The sequence below is a fragment of the Natrinema saccharevitans genome (assembly GCF_001953745.1).
In the GTDB taxonomy this organism is placed as follows: Archaea; Halobacteriota; Halobacteria; order Halobacteriales; family Natrialbaceae; genus Natrinema; species Natrinema saccharevitans.
The window spans coordinates 1,763,361-1,783,168 of the sequence record NZ_LWLN01000001.1; the positions used below are offsets into that span (position 1 = coordinate 1,763,361).

Consider the following 19,808-nt stretch of genomic DNA (forward strand, 5'->3'; position numbering starts at 1 on the left):
TCGTGCCCGTGGCTTACCCGTCGTCGGGGAGCCGATAGGTCGGGCCGTCGTCCGAATCCTGTACCTCGATTCCCAGCGCCGCGAGTTCGTCGCGGAGTTCGTCGGCGCGCTCGTAGTTGCCCGCCTCGCGTTCCCGCTCGCGGATCTCGAGGACGAGTTCGATCACGTCGCCGGCGAGTTCGGCCGAGCCGGTCGTCGAGCCGTCGAAGGAGAGCCCGAGGACGTCGCCCAGTTCCTCGAGCGCCTCGACGGCCCGGCGGAGCCCGCGGTAGTCGGAGTCGTCGCTCGCGTCCTCGAGGTGGCGGTTGATCGCCGTCGCGACCGACAGCAGCGCGGACTGGGCCTCCCGGGTGTTGAAGTCGTCGTTCATCGCGGTTCTGAAGGCCTTCCGGGCGTCGTCGACCGCCTCGCGCAGCGTCGGGTCCTCGGCTTTCGAACTCACCGCGGGGGAGTCGATCGTTTCGACGGCGGCCTCGTAGGCCCGCTCGAGCTGGTCCCAGCGCTCCTCGGCCTCGGCGATCGTCTCGTCGGAGTAGAGCTGCTGGCTGTTGTAGGAGCCGGCGGTCAGGAAGGTACGCACGACGTTCGTCCCCCAGCGGTCGACCGCCTCCTCGACCGTGACGAAGTTGCCCAGACTCGAGGACATCTTCTCCTCGTCCATCTGGAACAGTTCGCAGTGGAGCCAGTAGTTGGCGAACTGCTTGCCGGTTGCGGCCTCGGACTGGGCGATCTCGTTCTCGTGGTGGGGAAAGACCAGATCGCGGCCGCCGACGTGGATGTCCAGCGTCTCGTCGAGATGGGTCATGCTCATAACCGAACACTCGATGTGCCAGCCGGGCCGGCCCTCGCCCCACGGGGAGTCCCAGGTCAGGCCCTTCGGCGGGTCGCCGCCGTGGTCGACGCCCTCGTGACGGTGTTCTTCGACGGCGTCGGGATCGACGCCGCCGGCCTTCCAGAGCGCGAAGTCCGCGGGGTGGCGCTTCTCCGAGCGCTCGTCGGGGTCGCCCTGTGACTCGATCTCCGTCAGTTCCTGGTTCGAGAGCTTGCCGTACTCCTCGAAGCTCGTCACGTCGAAGTAGACCGAGCCGTTGGACTCGTAGGCGTAGCCCTTCTCGATCAGCGTCTCGACGAGGTCGACGATCTCGGGGACGTGTTCGGAGACGCGCGGGTAGACCTCCGCCCGCAGGAGGTTCAGCGAGCGCATGTCCTCGATCGTCCGCCGAACGTAGCTCTCGGCGACCTCGCCTTCGCTCCCGCCCAGGTCGTCCTCGCCGACGCGAGCGACGATCTTCTCGTTGACGTCGGTGAAGTTCTCGACGTGACGCACGTCGTAGCCGAGCTGCTCGAGCCAGCGGTGCATGACGTCGACGTGGACCCACGAGCGGGCGTGGCCCAAGTGTGGCGGGTCCGAGACCGTCAGGCCACAGTAGTAGAGCAAGACGTTCTCCGGATCCTGTGGCTCGAACGGCTCTTTCTCGCCCGTCAACGTGTTCGTCACGTGCAGGGTCATTGGGCTCACTTCCCCCGGACGACAGTTAAACGGTGTGATGCACCGCGAACGCGGCGGTTGCTCGGGATCGCAGAGCGGCCGAGACGCGCGGACCGGTTCCGGTCCGACCGGCGTTCGATGCGGACGGCGAGTGAAATAAAGGCGGCCGTTTTCGGCAGATGCGGACCGACCAAAAATTAAGCAACAGAAGCGAGTGGGTGCCGATACGATGGGAAGCAACGCCGATCCGACGGACCTCCTCCCGGAGCGAAGCGTCCGCTCCCTCGAGGAGTACCTCGAGATGCAGGCCGCGGTCGGGAACCGAAACCGGTTCGAGATCCTCTATCGACTCGCTCACACGGACGAGCTGACGCCCACGGAGCTGGATTCGATGATCGACGTCGACGAAAGTACGCTCCACTACCACCTCGGCAAGCTCCGCGAGGTCGGGCTCGTCGAGAAACGAGCGCGTTCGGAGCGGGACAGTGACGGGCTCTCCACCCACTACAGGGCGACGATCCCCGGCGAGGTCATCCTCGAACACGGGGTCGAAGAACTTCTCCGTCGCGAGTGGGACTTCGGCGACGCCTACGACAGCAGCGCGGACTGAATTCCGTTCCCCGTCCGTCAGTCCGGGTCGTCGCCGTCGCGGACGACGGCGTTCTCGAGCGCGTTTTCGACCGTCCGCAACGCCGTCGCCCCTGCGCGTCGATCGACGACGAGGACCAGCGTTCCGTCGGCGACGGCCGCGGCGTCCGGCGAGGTCCCCTCGACCCCGAGCCGCTCGAGGACGGCCGCCGCGGCGGCCGCGTCGACCTCGCCGGTCGCGACGATGGCGGTCGACCCGCCGTCGCAGGGGCCGAATGCCGCGCCGCCGACGGTCACGAGCGCGTCGTCGCGGTCGGCCCCGTCCTCGAGCCGTCCGACGCCGCTTTCCATCCGCACGCGAGCGGAGCGAGAGTCGGTCTCGTAGGCGGGCAACTCGTCGGCGTACCGGCGCAGCGCCGTGGCGACCGCGTCGGGCTCGCCGTCGATCGGGAGCGAGCGGGCCGCGGCGGTGTAGTTGACGACGCCGGCCCGCAGGGCGGTCCGGAGGAACGGACGGCGATCGACCGCCCGTCGCGTCTCGGCTGCCAGTGACATAGCGGGGACGGCGTCGCGAGCGATCATAAAGTCGCCGTCATCGTCGCTCGGACGGTTCGCGGTCCCGGGGACGGGTCGCGATCGTTCGACCCCGATCTCGGGGAGAATCGATTCGGCCGACAGTATATACCGTTCCGGTCCCTTGGCTCACCCATGAGCGAGTCCGAATCGGCCCAGTCCCCAGCCGACGCCGTCCGCGAAGACGTGGCGCTGTTCCTCCGCCGGAACTTTCCCCAGATCGAGGCCCACGGCGGCGAGTCCGCGATCACCGAGGTCGACCTCGAGGCGGGACGTGTCTCGATCGCCCTGACAGGAGCCTGTAGCGGCTGCGGCGTCAGTTCGATGACGACCCAGGCGATCCAGCAGCGACTGCCGGCCGAGATCGACGCGATCGACTACGTCGACGTCAGCACCGGGTTCGACGGGATGGCCGGTGGATCGTCGGGACGCGACGTACCCGACGACGTGCCGTTCTAAATCGGCCGCGCCGCCGATCGCGACCGCGGCGCTTTTGCCGCGAGCGACCAATTCCCACCCATGAAGCCAGCCGACGTCGAGGAACTCATCGAATCGAACCTCGAGGACGCCGACGCCACGGTCACCCACGCGCGGGACGAAGGCGACGAGGACCACCTCGCCGCGACGGTCGTCTCGCCCGTTTTCGACGGCCTCCCGCTCGTCCAGCAACACCAGGAGGTCTACGACGCGCTGGGCGATCACATGACCACCGACATCCACGCCCTCGAACTGTCGACGTACACCCCCGAGGCGTACGACGACCTCGAGGCCGAATAGACCGATCGGTCGCTCGCGGTCCACCCGCGTCCGTCGAACCCCTGCATTTCTCCCACTGGTTTCCGGGAGCGTCCCGATCGCCTCGAGCGACCGCGGTCGACGGTGAGACGCCCGCTGCGGTCGGGCGGGTCGCGGTCGCGGAAGCCGCCCGACACGGCGCTCGAGTCGACGCGCTGTCGATCGTCCGCATGACCGCGTCCGTCGGGCGTCGTCGGTGCCGGTCCTGACGGTCCCCGCCGACGACTGATCCGCTCGGCTGTCACTGGTTACCGGACCGATCGCAGGACGGTTCGCGGTCGCACCGGAACTGACTGCCGGCGATCCGTACGACGCTCCCATCCGTTCGTCCGTCGCTGGCCCCGACGGTCGCCGCCCCCGTTGGAACCGTAGCTTTATCCATCAGGGTTGACACGAATCGGACATGGAGACGCTTCATCCCCGCATCAGGCTCATCTGGATCGCCCGCGGCGCGATCGCGGCGGTCGTCCTCGCCGTCGCCCTCGTCGCCCTCGATCGGTGGCGAGTCACCGTCCCGGCGCTCGCGATCGCAGCCGCCGTCGCCGTCGCGCTGCTTCTCGCCGTCGGCTACGCCGTCCGCCGCTATCAGGTCTGGCGGTTCGAACTGCAGGACGACGCCCTCTACCTCGAGCGCGGGGTCGTCACGTTCGTCGAGACCGCCGTTCCGTTCGTCCGTGTCCAGCACGTCGACACCCAGTTCGGCCCCGTCGAGCGGGCGCTCGGTCTCTCGAGCGTCGTGGTCTATACCGCCGGTTCCCGGAACGCCGACGTTCGGATTCCGGGGCTGACGCCGGACCGGGCCCGGAGCCTGCAGGAGACCCTCCGCGAACTGGCCGTCGAGAGCGAGGGCGAAGACGCCGTCTGACATGAACCGCTTACACCCTCTCAGCGCCGTGACGCTGGCGCTCCAGCACGGCGCGACCGGCTTCTCGGTCCCGGTCTTGCTCGTGGGGCTGGGATCCAGCGTCCTCGACGTCGATACCGGTCCGCTACTGGCGTTGGTCCCGATCGGTCTCGTCGCCGGCGTCGGCTACGGAATCGCGTACTACTACCGGTTTACCTACGAAGTCACCGCGAGTACGTTCGACGTCTCCTCGGGGGTGTTCTCGCGCCGGTCCCGCGAGATCCCCTACCGGCGGGTCCAGAACGTCGATATCTCACAGGGGCTCTTCCAGCGGGTCGTCGGCCTCGCGGTCGTCTCGATCGAGACCGCCGGCGGCGGCGACACCGAAGCGACGCTCCGGTTCGTCAGCGAGGACGAGGCAGAGCGGGTCCGGTCGGAAATTCGCCGATTGACGGCCGCCACCGGAGAGAGGACCGCCGACCCCGAGTCCGATCGGCCGGCGTCTAACGAATCGATCCCGTCCACCGACGAGCCGACCGCGCCCGAACGAACGCGCGAGGACCGCTCCCGAGGCGATGCCGCCCCGACGCTGCTGTTCGACCTCGAGACCCGGGAACTCCTGCTCTACGCGGTGACCTCGTTCCGGTGGGGCGCGGCGGTCTTTCCGATCGCGATACTCGTCTTCCTCGGCGGTGCCGACTCCGGGTCGGGGCTCGTGCCCGCGTTCGTCGTCGACGCCGCTCGCCCCTTCGGCGGGCCGGCGACGCTCGAGGGCGCGGCGGTCGGCCCGCTGCTGGTGTTGGCCGCGGTCACCGCCGTCCAGTGGTCGCTTTTCACCTACGTCTCGAGCGCGATCTACACCGTCGCGAACTACCACGGGTTCCGGCTCGGCCGCGCGGGCGAGGACTTCGTCTACGAGCGCGGGCTGGTCCAGCGCTACAGCGGCTCGATCCCAGCCGAGAAGGTCCAGTCGGTCACGGTCACCGAGAACCCGCTCCAGCGGCTGGTCGGCTACGCCGGCCTCTGGGTCGAGACGGCGGGCTACGGCCCAGACAGCGGCGGCGGCAGCCAGTCGGCGGTCCCGATGGCGAAGCGGGACCGCGTCTACCGGTTCGCCGAGAACCTCACCGGTGCCGAGTCGCCCGACTTCCGCAGTCCGCCGACGCTGGCTCGCCGCCGGTATCTCGGCCGGTACGCCATCGTCGCGGCCGTGATCGTCGCCGTCGCGTTCGGCCTCGCGCAGGTCTCGACGTTCGACCGCTGGTATCTCACGGCGATCGTTTTCCTCGCCGTACCGCCCGCCGCCTACCTCAAGTACGCCAACCTCGGCTACGTCGTCGGCGACGAACACCTCGTGATCCGCAGCGGGTTCTGGAAGCGCCGGACGACCGTGATCCCCTACTACCGGATCCAGACGGTCGCGACGCGGCGCTCGGTCTTCCAGCGACGGCTCGGGCTCGCGTCGTTGGCCGTCGATACCGCCAGTTCGCGCACCTTTGCGTGGGGGTCCCCGACGATCTACGACATCGACCTCGAGACGGCCCGCGAGATCCACGATACCGGCCGGGAACGGCTCCAGTCGGCACTGCGCGAGCGCGCCCGCACGGACGATCTCGGGCTTTCGGTGGATTTTACGTGACTCGAGCCGACCCCTCGCGTATGGCAGACGGAGACGATTACCGACTCGAGGAGGACAGTCTCGGCGAGATGCAGGTTCCGGCCGACGCCTACTGGGGGGCACAGACCCAACGCGCGATTCAGAACTTCCCCATCTCGGGGATCACGTTCAGCCGGCGGTTCATCCGCGGGCTCGGCGTCGTCAAGAAGGCCGCCGCGCAGGCCAACCGCGACCTCGGACTCGTCGACGACGACGTCGCCGAGGCGATCATCGAGGCCGCCGACGAGGTCATCGCCGGCGAACACGACGACCAGTTCCCGGTCGACGTCTTCCAGACCGGCTCCGGCACGTCCTCGAACATGAACGCCAACGAGGTCATCGCCAACCGCGCCGCCGAGATCATGGGCTCGGAGATCGGCGACCGCGTCGTCCACCCCAACGACCACGTCAACTACGGCCAGTCCTCGAACGACGTCATCCCGACCGCGATGCACGTCGCCTCCCTCGAGGCCGTCGAGAAAGACGTCATCCCGGCACTGGACACCCTCCGCGAGGCGCTCGAGCAGAAGGAAGAGGAGTTCGACGACGTGATCAAGACCGGTCGCACGCACCTGCAGGACGCGACACCGGTCACGCTCGGCCAGGAGTTCTCGGGCTACCGCACCCAGGTCGAGAAGGGACTCGCACGAGTCGACCAGGTCCGCGACCACCTCGGCGAACTCGCGCTGGGCGGGACCGCGACCGGGACCGGCCTCAACACGCACGAGGAGTTCCCCGGCCGCGCCGCCGAGTACATCACGAAGGAGACCGGCGTTCAGTTCCGCGAGGCCGACAACCACTTCGAGGCCCAGGCCGCCCACGACGCGATGAGCGAGGCCCACGGCGCGCTCCGGACGGTTGCGGGCTCGCTGAACAAGATCGCCAACGACCTTCGCCTGCTCGCCTCGGGTCCCCGTAACGGGCTCGGCGAGATCGAACAGCCGGAGAACCAGCCCGGCTCCTCGATCATGCCCGGCAAGATCAACCCGGTCGTCGCCGAGGCCGTCAACCAGGTCCACAAGCAGGTCGTCGGCAACGACGCCGCCGTCTCCGCCGGCGCGGCCGAGGGCCAGATCGACCTGAACCTCTACAAGCCCGTGCTGGCCCACAACTTCCTCGAGTCCGCCGAACTCATTTCGAACGCGAGTCAGGTCTTCGCCGAGCGGTTCGTCCGCGAACTCGAGGCCAACGAGGCCTACTGCGAAGAGCGCGTCGAGCAGTCGATGGCGATGGCCACCTCGCTGAACGTCCACATCGGCTACGACAAGGCCAGCGAGGTCGCAAAGACCGCGCTCAAGGAGGACAAGACCGTCCGCGAGGTCGTCCTCGAGAAGGGCTACCTCGACGAGGAAGAGGCCGACGAGGTCCTCGACCCCCGCAAGATGGCCGAGCGCGGTATCCTGGGTCAGGACGACTGAGACGGCACGGGATCTCGTTTTCGATCGGCGGCCCCGATCCCTCTCAGGGCCGCGCGATCAGTACCGACGCGTCGACCGTTCGAACCACGCGATCGGTCGTACTCCCGAGGAGTCGTTCTTTCACGCCCGAGCGCCCGCTCGCGCCCATGACGACGAGGTCGGCTTCGACTTCCGCGGTTTCGGTCGCGATTGCCTCGTGCGGAATTCCCTCACGTATGCGTCGATCGTACGCGATGCCCGCGCTCTCGGCTCGTTCGGCGGCGGCGTCGAGGGCCGATTCGGCCTCGTCCTCGAGCGTCCGCGTCAATTCCGGAGCCAGCGCCCCCTCGCCGGCCCCGGCCATCTCGGTTCCCGCGTCGACGACGTGCAAGAAGTGAACCGTCGCTCCCGCTCCGTCGGCGATCGAGACGGCCTCGTCGACCGCCGCCGCGCTCGAGTCGCTTCCGTCGGTCGGCACGAGGATGTCGTCGTACACGGCGGTCGTTTCGATAGCGACGCGGAAAAAACGACCGCGTGCAGTCGCGGGTCAGCGATCGACCGACTCGAGATTCGCCTCGTCCAGCGGGTCCTCGATGTCGCCCATCACGGCCTCGAGCAGGTCGGTGACGGTGACCAGCCCGACGACCTCGCCGTCCTCGATGACCAGGGCGAGTTCCTGGTTTTCGGTCTGGAACTGGTCGATCGCGTCGCTGACGTCGGTGTCGGGCGAGAGCGTCATCGGCGGCGCGGCCAGTTCCTCGAAGTCGACGTCGCCGTCGGCCAATTCCTCGCGGTGCCGGACGAAGACCGGCGTGTAGACGATTCCGCGGAAGTCGGTCAACTCGTCGCCGACGAGCGGATACCGGGTCTGCGGCCGTTCCTCCATCTTCCGGAAGTTCTCCGCGGGTGCTGCGGTCGTCGACAGGGCGACGATCTCATCGGGATCGACCATCACCTCCCGGATCGACTGCTCGCCGATGTTGAACGCGTTCATCACCTCCTCGCGACGGTCGGCCGGGAGATCGCCCTCCTCGAGGACGGAGTCGAGCCGGTTCCGGAGGTCGGCCCGCGTCTCGATGACCTCCTCTTCGGCCTCGGTCCACGCCTGGGTCATCTCGATGCCGAACAGTCCCAGCGTCGCCTTGGCGACCCAGTCACCGAAGTGGATCAGCGGGGCGATCGCTTTGGCGAACCAGTACAGCGGCCGCGCGCCGTACCGACAGACCTGCTTCGAGCGTTCGACGCCGAGATACGTCGGCGTCTGCTCGCCGTGCGTGAGGTGGACGAGGTTGATGAGCAGGAATCCGAGGATCGAGCCCGCGCCCGCGGACGCCAGCGCCGTGTTCGCAAACAGCGGCTCGAACAACGCCGCCAGCCCCGGCTCGGCGACGATCCCGAGCGCGATGCTCGTCCCGGAGATCCAGACCTGACAGGTCGTCAGGTAGAACTCGAGGTCGTCGGTCATCTCCCACGCCAGCCGTAGCCCGGGCGTGTCGAACTCGGACTCGGGATACTGTCGGGCACGCGTCAACCCGAACTCGATCGCGACGAAGAAGGCGTTCAACGCGATGAGAACGAACCCGGCCACGATCCGTGCGCCGATCTCGATCGGTTCCATCGTTGGCCCGTTCATCCGGCGATCACTTATCAATCAGGGTAATCGACTAGAATACCGCTCGTCGTTCGACAGCGACGGTCGAACCGTCGAGCTACCACGCGAGAGACAACTCGCGGTCGCGTAAACACGGATTCCGACCGTTCTTTCTTCCCGACCCGTCGTCCCCAAATCGGGACAGCGAGCCCGAATCACTGCCGTATCCGCCGGAATAAAAAACCCAAGCAGTTTTTGCGGAGGCTCGCGTCAGACGAAATATGCACACCTGTCGAAACTGTAATCAGTCGTTCCAGACCGAACTCGCCCTCGAGTTACACCGCGATACGTGCGGCGACGGACAGCTCCTCTGTGAGGTATGCGGGGAGCGATTCCAGGAGGGGTCGGCGACCCAGGACGGCTGGCACTACGAGTGCCCCAACGAGGATTGTGACGGCGACGGACTGCAGGAGGACCTCTATCGCGTCGGCGACGTCCGAACCGCGACCCACTGACTCCGACTGGCGTCTCTCCGACTTCCGTCCCTACGCGTCGTCGATCGTCTCGAGGTAGTCGCTCAGTTCGCGGACGATCGACGGCTCGAACGTCCAGAACCCGGCGTACTCGTCCGGATCGCGTTCTTCGGCGATCAGGGCACCGCAATGCCTTCCGTCCTCGCCGCCGTCGAAGACGACGAACCAGAACGCGCCGAGTTCGCCGCCGGTCCCGGTGACGACCGAGACGCCCTCGAGCGGGGTCGACCACTCTCCCGCCAGAAACGCCGTCACGTCGATCGACTTGCAGGCACCGAATCGCTCGTACACCGCCGCCTGAGTCCGAAGCGCCGCCGGTCGCTGGAAGCCCGCGTACAGCCGGCCGGCACCGGCCCGCCACGCCCGCTCTTCGATCTCGCGGGAGGTCGCGAGCAACTGGCCGCGGGTCGCGGACGCGAACAGCGTGTTCTCGAGGAAGTCGAACAGGTGAGCGGGGTCGGGTTCGGCGTCGACCAACTCCCACGGTGGGTGGGCCGTCGGTGAGAGGATCGCCTCGAACCCCTCGAGTCCCAGCGCGCCCCGAAACGCGCCGTCGGCGTCTCGGACGATCACGAAGCCGGCCCCGTCGAGCAGTCCCAGTGGACGACGCGTTACGTCGACGGTCCGCGTTTCGAACCCCCGACGGAGCGCCGTCACGACCGACTCGTCGTCGCTGTGTATCTCGAGGGTCTTGTGCCGTCGATCAACCGCCTCGAAGGCGTCTCGGAGCGATCGCATCGCGGTCACTCGACGGCCCGCAGGCAGTCGAGGATCGACTCCGGAATCGCCGTCTCGGTGACGTCGCCGGATTTCCGCTCGAACGCGAGCAGTTCCATGTCCTCGAGTCGCGGCAGCGTCTCGTGGTAGAGCCGGACTCTGATCCGGTCGCGGTCGGCCGGCGACGCGATCGTCCCCTCATCGCTGGCGGTCACGCCGGCGACCACGTCCGCGAGTTCCTCGAGCGTTGGCTGTGGCTGCTGGTGGCAGTAGACGATCGTTGCTCGAGCGATCGGGGACGCGAGCAGGCGAAACACCTCATCGACCGACAGTCCGTCCACGGCCGAACTGAGCGCGTTCGCCTCGAGTTCGGTGCGATCGTCTCTCATTGGTCGTCGTATGATAACAAGTAACAAATAGTTGTCCCCGTCGAAATCAGGCCCCTCCTACTCGGGGACGGTCGTCGCCGCGTCAACTCGGCGACGACTGCCGGATCGTGGGCGGCAATTTCGCCGACGAATCTCGCCGAGGCTCTCAGTCCCTGCGACCCGCAGCTGCTTTCCCATGTTTTAATCGGGTCGTCCCCTCACGATACGTATGGAACGGCTCACGCCGCGAGTGCGGGTCGTCTGGCTGGCCCTCGCGCTGGTTCGGGCCGCGATCTTCGGTGGGATCGTCGTCGGTGCAGCGATCGGGCTCACCCGGACCGATCTCTGGGCGAGTGCGCCGGAGGTCCTCGTGCCGGCCGCCGTCGCAGTCGCCGTCGTTCTCGCCGTCCTCCGGGTCGTCGTCGCCTGGCTCCGCTACGGCGTCTGGCGGTTCGAACTCCGGGACGACGACCTCTACATCGAGCGCGGCGTCTTTACGCGCGTCAGGACCGTCGTCCCCTACGTCCGGGTCCAACACGTCGACTCCCGCCGCTCCCCGCTCGAGCGGACGACCGGGCTCGCGACGGTCGTGGTGTACACGGCCGGCTCCCGGAGTTCGGACGTCACGATCCCCGGGTTGACGCCAGCCCGTGCGGACTCGCTCCAGGAGTCGCTTCGGGGGCTCGCGATCGAGAGCGAGGGTGAAGACGCCGTATGAGATCGCTGCATCCCGCGTCGATCGCCGTCCGCTCGCTGTCGCGGAGTATCAACACCGGCTTCCTGTTTTTCGTCGTCGGGGTGGTCGTCTCGCCCGGCGGAAACGGGATGGATCTGCTGTCGATATTCGGCCTCGTCGCGATCGGGATCGTCGCCGGGATCGTCTACGAGTTCGCCTACTACCAGCGGTTCCGGTACGATCTGACCGACGACACGTTCGACGTCACTTCCGGCGTTCTCGCGCGTCGGGACCGCGAACTCCCGCTCGGTCGAGTCCAGAACGTCGACATCAGACAGAACGTCCTCGGTCGCGTCCTCGGTATCGCCGCCGTCCACATCGAGACCGCCGGCGGCGGCCAAACCGAAGTCAGCCTCGAGTACGTCGCCGAAGACGAGGCTCACCGGCTCAGGCGACAACTCCGGAGCGGGGCGAGCAGGGACGACCCGGACGACGACGATCTCGAGGCGGGCGACCGAACTACGGCGGCCGACCCCGGCCCCGCGGACGACGAACTCCTGTTCGAGATCCGACCACGAGAACTCGTGATCCTGAGCGTCTTTACCATCGACCCCGGGGCGAGTCTACTCGGCGGTATCGCGCTGTCCTTTGCCAGCGGGTTCGATCCCGCGACGCTGCTACCCGGGGATCGCATCGGCTGGCTGCCGGGCCCCGAAACGGGCCTGTTCGCCCTCGCGTGGGGCCTCTTCCTGTTCCTACTTGCCGCCTGGGTCGTCAGCGCGGTGCTTACGTTCACCCGGTACTACGGGTTCCGGCTCACCCGCGCCGGCGACGAACTCTACTACGAGCGCGGGCTCTTGCAGCGCTACAGCGGGACGATCCCGCTCGAGAAGGTCCAGACGCTGACGATCTCTCGGTCGGTCCCCTTCCGTTGGTTCGGCTACGCCGCCCTCAGCGTCGAGACGGCCGGCTACGCGCCCGGCCAGTCCGACTCCCGAGGGACCGAGTCCGCGATTCCGCTGGCCGACGCCGACCGGGTGGCCGCACTCGCACGCGCGATCGAACCCTTCGGTCCGGTCGCCCTCGAGTCGCCGCCTCGCCGTGCGCGCGAGCGGTACGCGGTCCGGTACCTGCTCGTCGTCGCCGCCGGCGTCGGGATCGCGGCGCTGGTGGCCCGATACACGGGAGTCCTCGGTCGGTGGTACCTGCTGGCCGCACTCGCCGTCCTCGTCCCGCCTGCCGCCCACCTGAAGTGGTCCAGTCGGGGCTACCAGGTCGACGACCGGTACTTCCTCACCCGGACCGGCTTCTGGCGGCGCACCACGAAGGTCGTCCCCTACTACCGGGTCCAGGCCGTCCTCCACCAGGCGACGATCTTCCAGCGCCGCCGGTCCCTCGCCAGCGTCACCGCCGACACCGCGAGTTCGGCCTCGCTGCTTGGCCGGGCCGCGACCGCCCACGACATCGACGCCGAACGGGGCCTCGAGTTACAGGCCGACCTCGAGGAACGGCTCCAGGAGCGACTGCGGGCACGCAAGCGCCAGCGGACCGTCGGGCAGTGGTTCCGGGAGGCCGACGACGGGGACTCGAGCGACGAAGACAGTTAGCGCGTCTGCAACCGGAGGATGACGAGTTTCGACATCCGATCGCGTGGGCGGGGAAATCGATATTTCACTCGGACTGCTCCGCACAGGAGTTGAGACTGGCTGTCTCAATGCATTCGGCTTCGATTGATCCGATACATTTGCGAGGGACTGCATGAAATGAAACTGCCGGTCGATGATTCCCGTTATTCGATTCAACTCACTCGAGGAGGGAGCACTGATGACCTCTTTGACGACGTCGAAAAACTCCAGATGAATTATCGTCCGCGACACGTCGGCCGAGACGACGTCAAAACACGTTCAAACGAATCGTAGCTTAGCAACCACACCCACAGTCCGATTCGTCGCTGCCCGCCCCTTCGAAGAATTCCCGGACGTTCGACGAAAGCTGATAGGCTCGGCTCTCGCGTGATTCACTGGATTGCATCCCATTCGGCGCAATAGCTTGCACTAACGACTCGACAAGGAGTCCGACAGGTGCCGTCGAGTATTCCTCACCGCGGTACTGCCAGAGGCGACAATCGACATCACCCTCACACTCACAGAGGCCTCCACACGATTCGCAGGTATTTTCAATATAGTCGGGCTGGATGTCCCGGCCATTGATACGGATCGTCGGTGACACGGCGAGTTGCGTCGCTTCAGCAGCCTCTAGCGTCGAGACGTGGATATCCCTGACAGTAATCCCGACAGCTAGCGCATCGAGAATTGGTTCGATCCGCTCAAGCGCCGCTTCGAGTGCATCTTCAGTCCCCATACATCGGTCGCAGGATTCGTTGTCCAGATAGAGGAAATCGACGGTAACCGTCCGTCGTGTGTACTCTTCGGTTGCTGGCTGAATAATCGATACCGTCTTGCTGTCTGTGTGGTCGTCCATCGCATTTTACTATATGGCTTGCTGGCTCTTATACTACTCAGTAATTAGACATAAACGTGGTTAGCGTATCGAAACCACCTGGAGTGGGAGAGAGGCCGAACGTATATCTCGCTATAGCGGCTGATACTACGGTAATGAGCGAGCGCGAGCAGTGGCAGGCAAAATGGCACGGATTACAGGACATTCTCGGGCCGAAGTGGACGCTGCACATCCTTCGTCTCCTGTCAGAAGGGCCTCAGGGGTTCAACGCGATTCAACGCGAACTTGACGGCTTGACCGCACCGATGCTATCTCAGCGGCTCAAAGAGCTTCGGTGTCACGGCCTCGTCGAGCGGGTAGTCGCAGATACGACCCCTCCGACGACGACGTACTCACTGACCGAGCAGGGAACTGAAATCGCTACTCAACTTCGAGAACTGGAGTCGCTCGTCGAGTTACACGATCACGGAGACGACCCCGAAACCGACGGCTGTTCGCCCACCTCGCAGGAGTGTCGTGACGAAGCACTCACGACCGGATGCGTAACGGCTGTCGATCGATGTTGAATCCGACGCCAGAGACGTACTTTTTCCAGCGAGAGGTACTCCTCGGCGAGGACCACGGAAAATAATACCCGGATAAACGCCGGAACGAAAACTAGTGTCAAATAGAAAATGTACTTTGACGAATCAAAACACCCATATCACATGCATATACCGGCGCATCATGCTAGGTGAGAAAAACTTCAACTCGGAGCCACCATATTGGCATATATTGAATTATTCGTAGTAGGGTAGCCAGACACTCTCAACTGGTCTCTTCGAGCCATCGATCGTACCAAACTGTCTTCTCTATCGGTGGCAAGACCGGTATGAGACCGATCGGAACCTCCATCTCGGAAAGAACAAGTGACATCCTTCTCGCCGTAAACGGAGGGTTATCCGAGATCCCTCAGGCAGCCGGGCTACGCCCGGCGACGGCGAGGCTTCCCTACTGCAGGTAGGATAGTTGCCGGTCTACGATACGACCTGTTCTCTCGTACGAAGCATCCAACTCTCGCGGTCGAACAGGTGTACCGATGGCTGTGTCGTACGAAAATCCTCTATTTCCGGGATGATCAGACGACTTTGGCGTCTCGAACCACTTGACCTCGAGCCGATTCACGACTTGCTTTCTGAAGGATACCGGAGTCGTACGGAGTTCGTTTTCGCCAAGGTACCCACGCTGACAGGGAGCCGAAGTCGCTATCGGCTGGCTTTGAGCCCCACGAACGACCCGTCGCCATAGCCGTCTTCAATCGGCTCGATACCGTCTCCCTCATCGAGCCAGTGGTAGATCGTTTGTACGAACTCAAAGTCTGTAAACCCGGTCGCTTCGAGCGCCTCGAGGAGTTCTTCGGTCGAGACGAACGTCGCCTCCCTGTAGAACGGATTCTGCTCTTTCTTTTCCTGATAGAGCCGACCGACCGGGCTGTCCTTGTCGATGTAGCCGATCACGAGGTGCCCTGACTGCGAGAGGATTCGGTCGGCTTCGGCCAACGTTCTGGGAATGTCGTCGACGAAGCAAATCGTCGTCACGATCAGCGCAGTGTCGAAGGTATCGTCCGGGAATGGGAGATGCTCACCGACACCTCTGACCACGTTGATTCCCCGCTCGCGGGCATGTTCCAACATCGCTTCGGCGGGGTCGATCCCGACGTCGATTTCAAGCGGTGCGGCAAACCGCGCGCTCCCGACGCCGATCTCGATTCCGCGTCCGGTCGCTGGCACGAACCGATCCAACGCAGCCAACTCGGACTGGTAGACGTCGTCGTGTTCGTCGAACCATCCTTCGTATCGGTCAGTGTGGACTTCGAATGGCTCCGATTTCGGCATACGTGAACGTAGTCTGCCAAGCACTACCAACGTTGGGTCCATAGTTCCCAGGCCTCACCGTCCAAACGTCCCGCGGAAAGGTGAACCTGATCGGACTCTCGGTCGCCCGCGCCCACTCCCACATCAAGCGGTCGCAGACGAACTCGACGTGCGAATTGAGATATCCGTCGTCGCCGACGAGGGGGACGAAATGGCGACTCGGCTCGGAGTGCTCCACCTCGAGATGGCGTCGCACACTGGCCGGTGGGCCTACGTCGTCGACCCGGACGGCGTGATTCGACTCGAACTCGAGTATCCCATAGAGATCGGCCAAAACATCGACAAGATCCTCCGGTCGAAGGGGCTCTTCAAGCGTCCGACGAGAGCGATGTGGCTCCCGGTAGACTGGCCGAACAACGCGAATTTCGACGACCGAGTCCTGCTCGAATCGCCGTCCGATGTCGCGACTGCCGAGAAACGACTCGCACGAATTGGTGAGAAGAACTACGAGTGGCTGGACTGGTGGTTCCGCCCCAACGGTCTCGAATAACGCAGCGCTCCCCAGGGCGGGTGAACAGTGAGAATAACACCCGCATCATTTGCCCTCGCGTGCCATGTACAACGGTGTTCTAATGATACGAGAGTTACTAGTTCCCCGCGGTGATCGGGCCGCTCGAGTCCTCGACGGAATTCGATCGAGGTATGGACGATAATGAGTACTCGACCCACCCGCATCGTCGTCGGAGGCGGAACCGGCGGCACCGTCGTCGCCAATCGACTCGCTGACAAATTGCGAGGCGAAATCGACGCTGGAGACGCCGAGGTGACGCTCGTCACCGACAGTCCCGAGCACGTGTACAAGCCAATATTCCTGTACGTGGCGTTCAATCGGAAGGATCCGGCCGATAGTCGACGTCCCCATCAGGAACTGCTCGATCAGCGTGTAAACCTCCAGACTGATCGCGGTTACCGACATCGAGACCGACGCTCACCAAGTGGTCTGTGAGGAACGGAACGAACCACTACGCTACGACAAACTCGTCGTCGCAACGGAGCAACACTTGATCCGGAGTCGATCGACGGGCTCGCCGACAACGGCTACCACTTCTACAGTGCGTCCGGCGCCGAGGCGCTGCGCGAGGAACTCGCCAGCTTCACCGAGGGACACATCGTGTCGAGCACTATCGGGATGCCGCAGATGTGTCCAGCGGCGCCGATCGAGTTCGTCTTCATCGCCGACGAGTGGTTTAGAAAACGGGGCTATCGCGAGGATATCGAGATCACGTACACCTATCCGCTCGAATCCGCACGCGCCAAACAGGCGATCGCTGACTGGGTCACACCCGTATTCGACGACCGTGAGATCAATCTCGAAACGCCGTTCGAAGTCGAATCCGTCGGCGCGGAGACGGTCACGACGACGGACGACCGGACGCTCGAGCACGACCTCTCCGTCGGAATCCCTCCACACGCCGGCGACGACCTGATCAGCCAATCAGACCTCGGGGAGGAGTGGATTGAAGTAGACCAGCACACACTGGAAGTTACCCGAGCCGACGACGTCTACGCGTTGGGAGATGCGACGGACGTCCAAACGAGTAAAGCCGGCAGTGCCGCTCACTATCAAGCCGGCGTCGTCGCCGACCGACTTGCGAGCGAAGCCCGGGGACACACACCCACAGCCAGGTACGACGGTAAGACGCTGTGTTTCGTGGAGGCGGGACTCGAGGAAGCGACGTTCGTCAAATTCGGCTACGGAGAGGAGTCGGTGGTCCGCGAGCCCTCGCAGTTCATCCACTGGGCGAAGCTGGCGTACAACGAGTCCTATTGGCTGACGGCACGGGGGCTTCTCTGAGGTGATCGAATGACGGACTCGACTCTCACCGGCGACGAGGAAGCGGACGAGGCCACCGTCGAGGCCATCGAGGAGAACCCCGAGGAGGTCGCTGCGCTTATCTAATGGATCGGATTGTTGAATCAACTCCTCGACACGACGGAGCTTGAAGCGGCGGCTCTCGACGACCAGATGGTCGAACAACTCGGAGCCACGTCGGCGACGCTCGGAGAGGCCGTCGACGGGATCGCGACCGACGAAACCGACCGGAAACTCCATCCCGGGAAGAACGCATGGCACGAGACGACTCGAAGAATTTTGGCCTGCGTTCCTCTACTTCGCGTTCGCGTGTCTCCTGTACTCGCTTTGGCACGCAGTTGATTTGCTGGTGCAGATCCAATTGACTGGTGAATACGAACGCTCTCCAACCGTGTATCTTACCCTTCGTTAGATCCATATAGCGGTATTCGATTTATACCATTTGAATAATCGTCGTGGTGCCGTCTAACCACCGGTAATACTATTTAATGCACCATGTAGTAATATAAATAAAGTAATATAATAAGATAGATAGTTGTAATACGCCTTCATAGGAATGCATGGATCGAGATCCGTCCTGACCCGACCAGACGAACGCCCTCTTTCTCGAGACGAAGGGAAACTGGAAAAACCGAATTCAACTCTCGACTGCCCGCCATATTCGAGACGATAGGGCGAGAAAACGGTTGTCTTTCTCAAAACAACCAACGGTACTTCCAATTAAAACGATTCATACACCGATCGCACGACAGCGTTGCGATCAGTGTGTAACTCGTTTCAGCGGCTACTATACGATAGAGAACATCACTCCAGTTGCGATATTTCTTCGAAGAGCGCTTTCAGGGCCGACCACAGCATCGTGACTACAGTCTCGGTCGATCGATCGTTCGGAGATCGATTTATTTACTCTCGAGTCCGGTTACCTGACGTCTATCTTCCGACTATTCAGCGATGGTCCGTGAGCGAATAAATTCGATCGAGATACGTTTCGCGAACCCGATCCCCCCAGTTGTGGGTGTAGGTGTCGATTATGTCACTTGCCACGTCCCCGCGTAGATATTTAACTACCCCACGGTCACCGGTCCGGTCCCGCAGATGGGTGGTGAAGAAGTGCCGAAAATAGTGCGGTGTCACGTTTTCTGCTGCACCACCACCGGTGCGGAACCAGCCGTAGTCTCTCGTATACTGTTCGACGATATGATGGACCGTATCGATTGTGAGTCGCTTTCCCCACCGTTCGACGGTTCCGACGAACAGCGGCTCACTCCGAGACATCGCCTCCGGTCGGATTGCAAGCCATCGAACTAGCGCAGTTTCGAGTTCGGAGTCGATCGGAATGATCGTTTCTCGTTTACGTTTATTTGATTCAGTCCGGACTATTCCCCCGGATTCTTCGGCGTACGTGTGTTCAGCGGAGATATACAGTGAGTTCGATTCATCACTGATCTGTGCCCGTGGGTTCCATGATCTCGCCTCGTGATCGAGATGCAAATCGATCAGGTCGATGTTGCAGAGTTCGCCGGATCGTATCCCCGTTTTCAACATCGTTAGTATGATCGCTCGATGAAGCGGATGATGGATAGTTGCGACGAAATTACGCATCTCCTCGAGCGAAACGTCCCGACGGGAGGGGTTCGATTCGATCGATTCGGACATCTCCTCCAGTACAAGCTCCATCGGGTTCTCATCGTGTCGTCCAACCCGTACGAGATAGCCGTAGAACCGGTTCAAGTACGACGCATAGCTCGCAACGGTGCTTTCGGCGTATTCCGAACGCAGGTCGTGTGTGAAGGACATACAGTCCCTGTAACTCGCCTCAGCCGGTGCTTTGCCGAACCGCTCGTCGAGAAAATCATCGAATTCGAAGAGGACGCGCCGATAGGCCGCCGCGGTCCGGTCGTTACGACCGTGGTGTTCGATATCCTCGAGGAAATATTCGATCGATTCGGACCTGTCAGTCATTTTTAACCCGAACGTAACCGCCATCCCGCCCGCTGTACCGGATGTGATTTTTGTCCTGAAGCTCGCCTAATGCAGTATCGACTTCGTTCTCGATATCGTCGATCAGCTCATCTACTAACTCGTCCCAGTCGAGGACCGCTTCCCGGTCGATCGCTGCGAGGACCCGTTCCTGCAGATCGTCGGTATCCGTCCGTGTTCGGGTTTGGTCCCCTGCTTCCGTCCCGGTATCGATAGCATTTGACGACGGAACATCGAAATCGCGCCGACCCGCTTGCACCATCGTCCGGACGAATTCACTTTGACTCATGTCGAGTTCGTCGGCGTGGTCGGCCCATTCCTCCTTTTGGTATCGTGGAACGTACGTTTTCACTGCAGTTCGATCGTCGTCTGCCATACGCTCGAGATCGAATCGCTGTCACTTCAATCTATCCC

At 63.6% G+C, this 19,808-nt stretch carries 22 protein-coding genes and 1 pseudogene; 13 read left to right on the forward strand and 10 right to left on the reverse strand.

The window, feature by feature from the left end; all coding sequences use genetic code 11:
- Window positions 1-13: 13 nt before the first annotated feature.
- The gene (gene cysS / locus A6E15_RS08930; protein WP_076145603.1) at window positions 14-1,510 is read right to left on the reverse strand and encodes a cysteine--tRNA ligase; all 1,497 of its coding nucleotides are present in this window, start codon (window positions 1,508-1,510) and stop codon (window positions 14-16) included.
- 208 nt (window positions 1,511-1,718) lie between these two features.
- Here cysS and A6E15_RS08935 point away from each other — a divergent pair, with 208 nt between their 5' ends.
- Window positions 1,719-2,099, forward strand: a complete 381-nt coding sequence (locus A6E15_RS08935) for a winged helix-turn-helix domain-containing protein (protein WP_076145605.1) — start codon at window positions 1,719-1,721, stop codon at window positions 2,097-2,099.
- A 17-nt stretch (window positions 2,100-2,116) separates the two neighbouring features.
- On the opposite strand, the gene A6E15_RS08940 is transcribed toward A6E15_RS08935, so the two are convergent.
- Window positions 2,117-2,632 carry a DUF7523 family protein gene (locus A6E15_RS08940; protein WP_245800551.1) on the reverse strand — a complete coding sequence of 172 codons (516 nt, stop codon included), beginning with the start codon at window positions 2,630-2,632 and terminating at the stop codon, window positions 2,117-2,119.
- A 153-nt stretch (window positions 2,633-2,785) separates the two neighbouring features.
- On the opposite strand from A6E15_RS08940, the gene A6E15_RS08945 reads away from it, so the two are divergent.
- The 5 genes from A6E15_RS08945 to A6E15_RS08965 all read left to right on the forward strand — a co-directional run bounded on the left by A6E15_RS08945 (window position 2,786) and on the right by A6E15_RS08965 (window position 7,364).
- On the forward strand, window positions 2,786-3,109 hold the full coding sequence (locus tag A6E15_RS08945) for a NifU family protein (RefSeq protein WP_076145608.1): 324 nt from the start codon (window positions 2,786-2,788) through the stop codon (window positions 3,107-3,109).
- Between the two features lie 60 nt (window positions 3,110-3,169).
- Window positions 3,170-3,427 (forward strand): BolA family protein, encoded by a 258-nt coding sequence (locus A6E15_RS08950; RefSeq protein WP_076145610.1) that lies wholly within the window; start codon window positions 3,170-3,172, stop codon window positions 3,425-3,427.
- A 421-nt stretch (window positions 3,428-3,848) separates the two neighbouring features.
- Window positions 3,849-4,310 carry a PH domain-containing protein gene (locus A6E15_RS08955; protein WP_076145612.1) on the forward strand — a complete coding sequence of 154 codons (462 nt, stop codon included), beginning with the start codon at window positions 3,849-3,851 and terminating at the stop codon, window positions 4,308-4,310.
- A gap of 1 nt (window position 4,311) precedes the next feature.
- On the forward strand, window positions 4,312-5,928 hold the full coding sequence (locus A6E15_RS08960; RefSeq protein ID WP_076145613.1) for a PH domain-containing protein: 1,617 nt from the start codon (window positions 4,312-4,314) through the stop codon (window positions 5,926-5,928).
- Window positions 5,929-5,948: 20 nt separating this feature from the next.
- Complete coding sequence (locus A6E15_RS08965; protein ID WP_076145615.1) at window positions 5,949-7,364, forward strand: class II fumarate hydratase; 1,416 nt, start codon at window positions 5,949-5,951, stop codon at window positions 7,362-7,364.
- Between the two features lie 43 nt (window positions 7,365-7,407).
- Here A6E15_RS08965 and A6E15_RS08970 read toward each other — a convergent pair whose 3' ends face one another.
- Together A6E15_RS08970 and A6E15_RS08975 are read right to left on the reverse strand one after the other, a co-directional pair.
- Window positions 7,408-7,839 carry a universal stress protein gene (locus tag A6E15_RS08970; RefSeq protein ID WP_076145617.1) on the reverse strand — a complete coding sequence of 144 codons (432 nt, stop codon included), beginning with the start codon at window positions 7,837-7,839 and terminating at the stop codon, window positions 7,408-7,410.
- A 51-nt stretch (window positions 7,840-7,890) separates the two neighbouring features.
- Window positions 7,891-8,961, reverse strand: a complete 1,071-nt coding sequence (locus tag A6E15_RS08975) for a CNNM domain-containing protein (RefSeq protein ID WP_076145618.1) — start codon at window positions 8,959-8,961, stop codon at window positions 7,891-7,893.
- Between the two features lie 254 nt (window positions 8,962-9,215).
- Between A6E15_RS08975 and A6E15_RS08980 the strand changes: the two genes are divergently transcribed.
- Window positions 9,216-9,449, forward strand: coding sequence for an HVO_2901 family zinc finger protein (locus A6E15_RS08980; RefSeq protein WP_076145620.1), 234 nt, complete (start codon window positions 9,216-9,218; stop codon window positions 9,447-9,449).
- Window positions 9,450-9,479: 30 nt separating this feature from the next.
- Here the strand turns inward: A6E15_RS08980 and A6E15_RS08985 are convergent, their stop codons facing one another.
- The gene (locus A6E15_RS08985) at window positions 9,480-10,205 is read right to left on the reverse strand and encodes a DICT sensory domain-containing protein (protein WP_076145621.1); all 726 of its coding nucleotides are present in this window, start codon (window positions 10,203-10,205) and stop codon (window positions 9,480-9,482) included.
- Between the two features lie 5 nt (window positions 10,206-10,210).
- On the reverse strand, window positions 10,211-10,573 hold the full coding sequence (locus A6E15_RS08990; RefSeq protein WP_076145623.1) for a DUF7344 domain-containing protein: 363 nt from the start codon (window positions 10,571-10,573) through the stop codon (window positions 10,211-10,213).
- A 208-nt stretch (window positions 10,574-10,781) separates the two neighbouring features.
- On the opposite strand from A6E15_RS08990, the gene A6E15_RS08995 reads away from it, so the two are divergent.
- A complete protein-coding gene (locus A6E15_RS08995; protein WP_076145625.1) occupies window positions 10,782-11,270 on the forward strand; it encodes a PH domain-containing protein in 489 nt (162 codons plus the stop codon).
- Entirely contained in the window at window positions 11,267-12,835 is a 1,569-nt protein-coding gene (locus tag A6E15_RS09000) for a PH domain-containing protein (protein ID WP_076145626.1), read from the forward strand. The genes A6E15_RS08995 and A6E15_RS09000 overlap by 4 nt, the downstream gene beginning before the upstream one ends.
- A 313-nt stretch (window positions 12,836-13,148) precedes the next feature.
- Here the strand turns inward: A6E15_RS09000 and A6E15_RS09005 are convergent, their stop codons facing one another.
- Window positions 13,149-13,709, reverse strand: a complete 561-nt coding sequence (locus A6E15_RS09005; protein WP_076145628.1) for a DUF2703 domain-containing protein — start codon at window positions 13,707-13,709, stop codon at window positions 13,149-13,151.
- Between the two features lie 134 nt (window positions 13,710-13,843).
- On the opposite strand from A6E15_RS09005, the gene A6E15_RS09010 reads away from it, so the two are divergent.
- Window positions 13,844-14,254 carry a winged helix-turn-helix transcriptional regulator gene (locus A6E15_RS09010; protein WP_076145630.1) on the forward strand — a complete coding sequence of 137 codons (411 nt, stop codon included), beginning with the start codon at window positions 13,844-13,846 and terminating at the stop codon, window positions 14,252-14,254.
- 678 nt (window positions 14,255-14,932) lie between these two features.
- On the opposite strand, the gene A6E15_RS09015 is transcribed toward A6E15_RS09010, so the two are convergent.
- Window positions 14,933-15,562, reverse strand: a complete 630-nt coding sequence (locus A6E15_RS09015; protein WP_076145631.1) for a class I SAM-dependent methyltransferase — start codon at window positions 15,560-15,562, stop codon at window positions 14,933-14,935.
- A 223-nt stretch (window positions 15,563-15,785) separates the two neighbouring features.
- Between A6E15_RS09015 and A6E15_RS09020 the strand changes: the two genes are divergently transcribed.
- From A6E15_RS09020 to A6E15_RS22035, 3 genes and pseudogenes are all read left to right on the forward strand, one after another.
- Complete coding sequence (locus A6E15_RS09020) at window positions 15,786-16,091, forward strand: hypothetical protein (RefSeq protein ID WP_139326585.1); 306 nt, start codon at window positions 15,786-15,788, stop codon at window positions 16,089-16,091.
- Between the two features lie 162 nt (window positions 16,092-16,253).
- Window positions 16,254-17,396: pseudogene (locus A6E15_RS21875) on the forward strand (NAD(P)/FAD-dependent oxidoreductase).
- 117 nt (window positions 17,397-17,513) lie between these two features.
- Complete coding sequence (locus A6E15_RS22035; RefSeq protein WP_175607231.1) at window positions 17,514-17,756, forward strand: hypothetical protein; 243 nt, start codon at window positions 17,514-17,516, stop codon at window positions 17,754-17,756.
- A gap of 603 nt (window positions 17,757-18,359) precedes the next feature.
- Here the strand turns inward: A6E15_RS22035 and A6E15_RS09035 are convergent.
- Together A6E15_RS09035 and A6E15_RS09040 are read right to left on the reverse strand one after the other, a co-directional pair.
- Window positions 18,360-19,400, reverse strand: coding sequence for a tyrosine-type recombinase/integrase (locus A6E15_RS09035; protein ID WP_394329269.1), 1,041 nt, complete (start codon window positions 19,398-19,400; stop codon window positions 18,360-18,362).
- Window positions 19,369-19,770: a DUF5805 domain-containing protein gene (locus tag A6E15_RS09040; protein ID WP_076145637.1), complete on the reverse strand. Its 402-nt coding sequence runs from the start codon at window positions 19,768-19,770 to the stop codon at window positions 19,369-19,371. Before A6E15_RS09040 ends, A6E15_RS09035 begins: the two co-directional genes overlap by 32 nt.
- Window positions 19,771-19,808 lie beyond the last annotated feature (38 nt).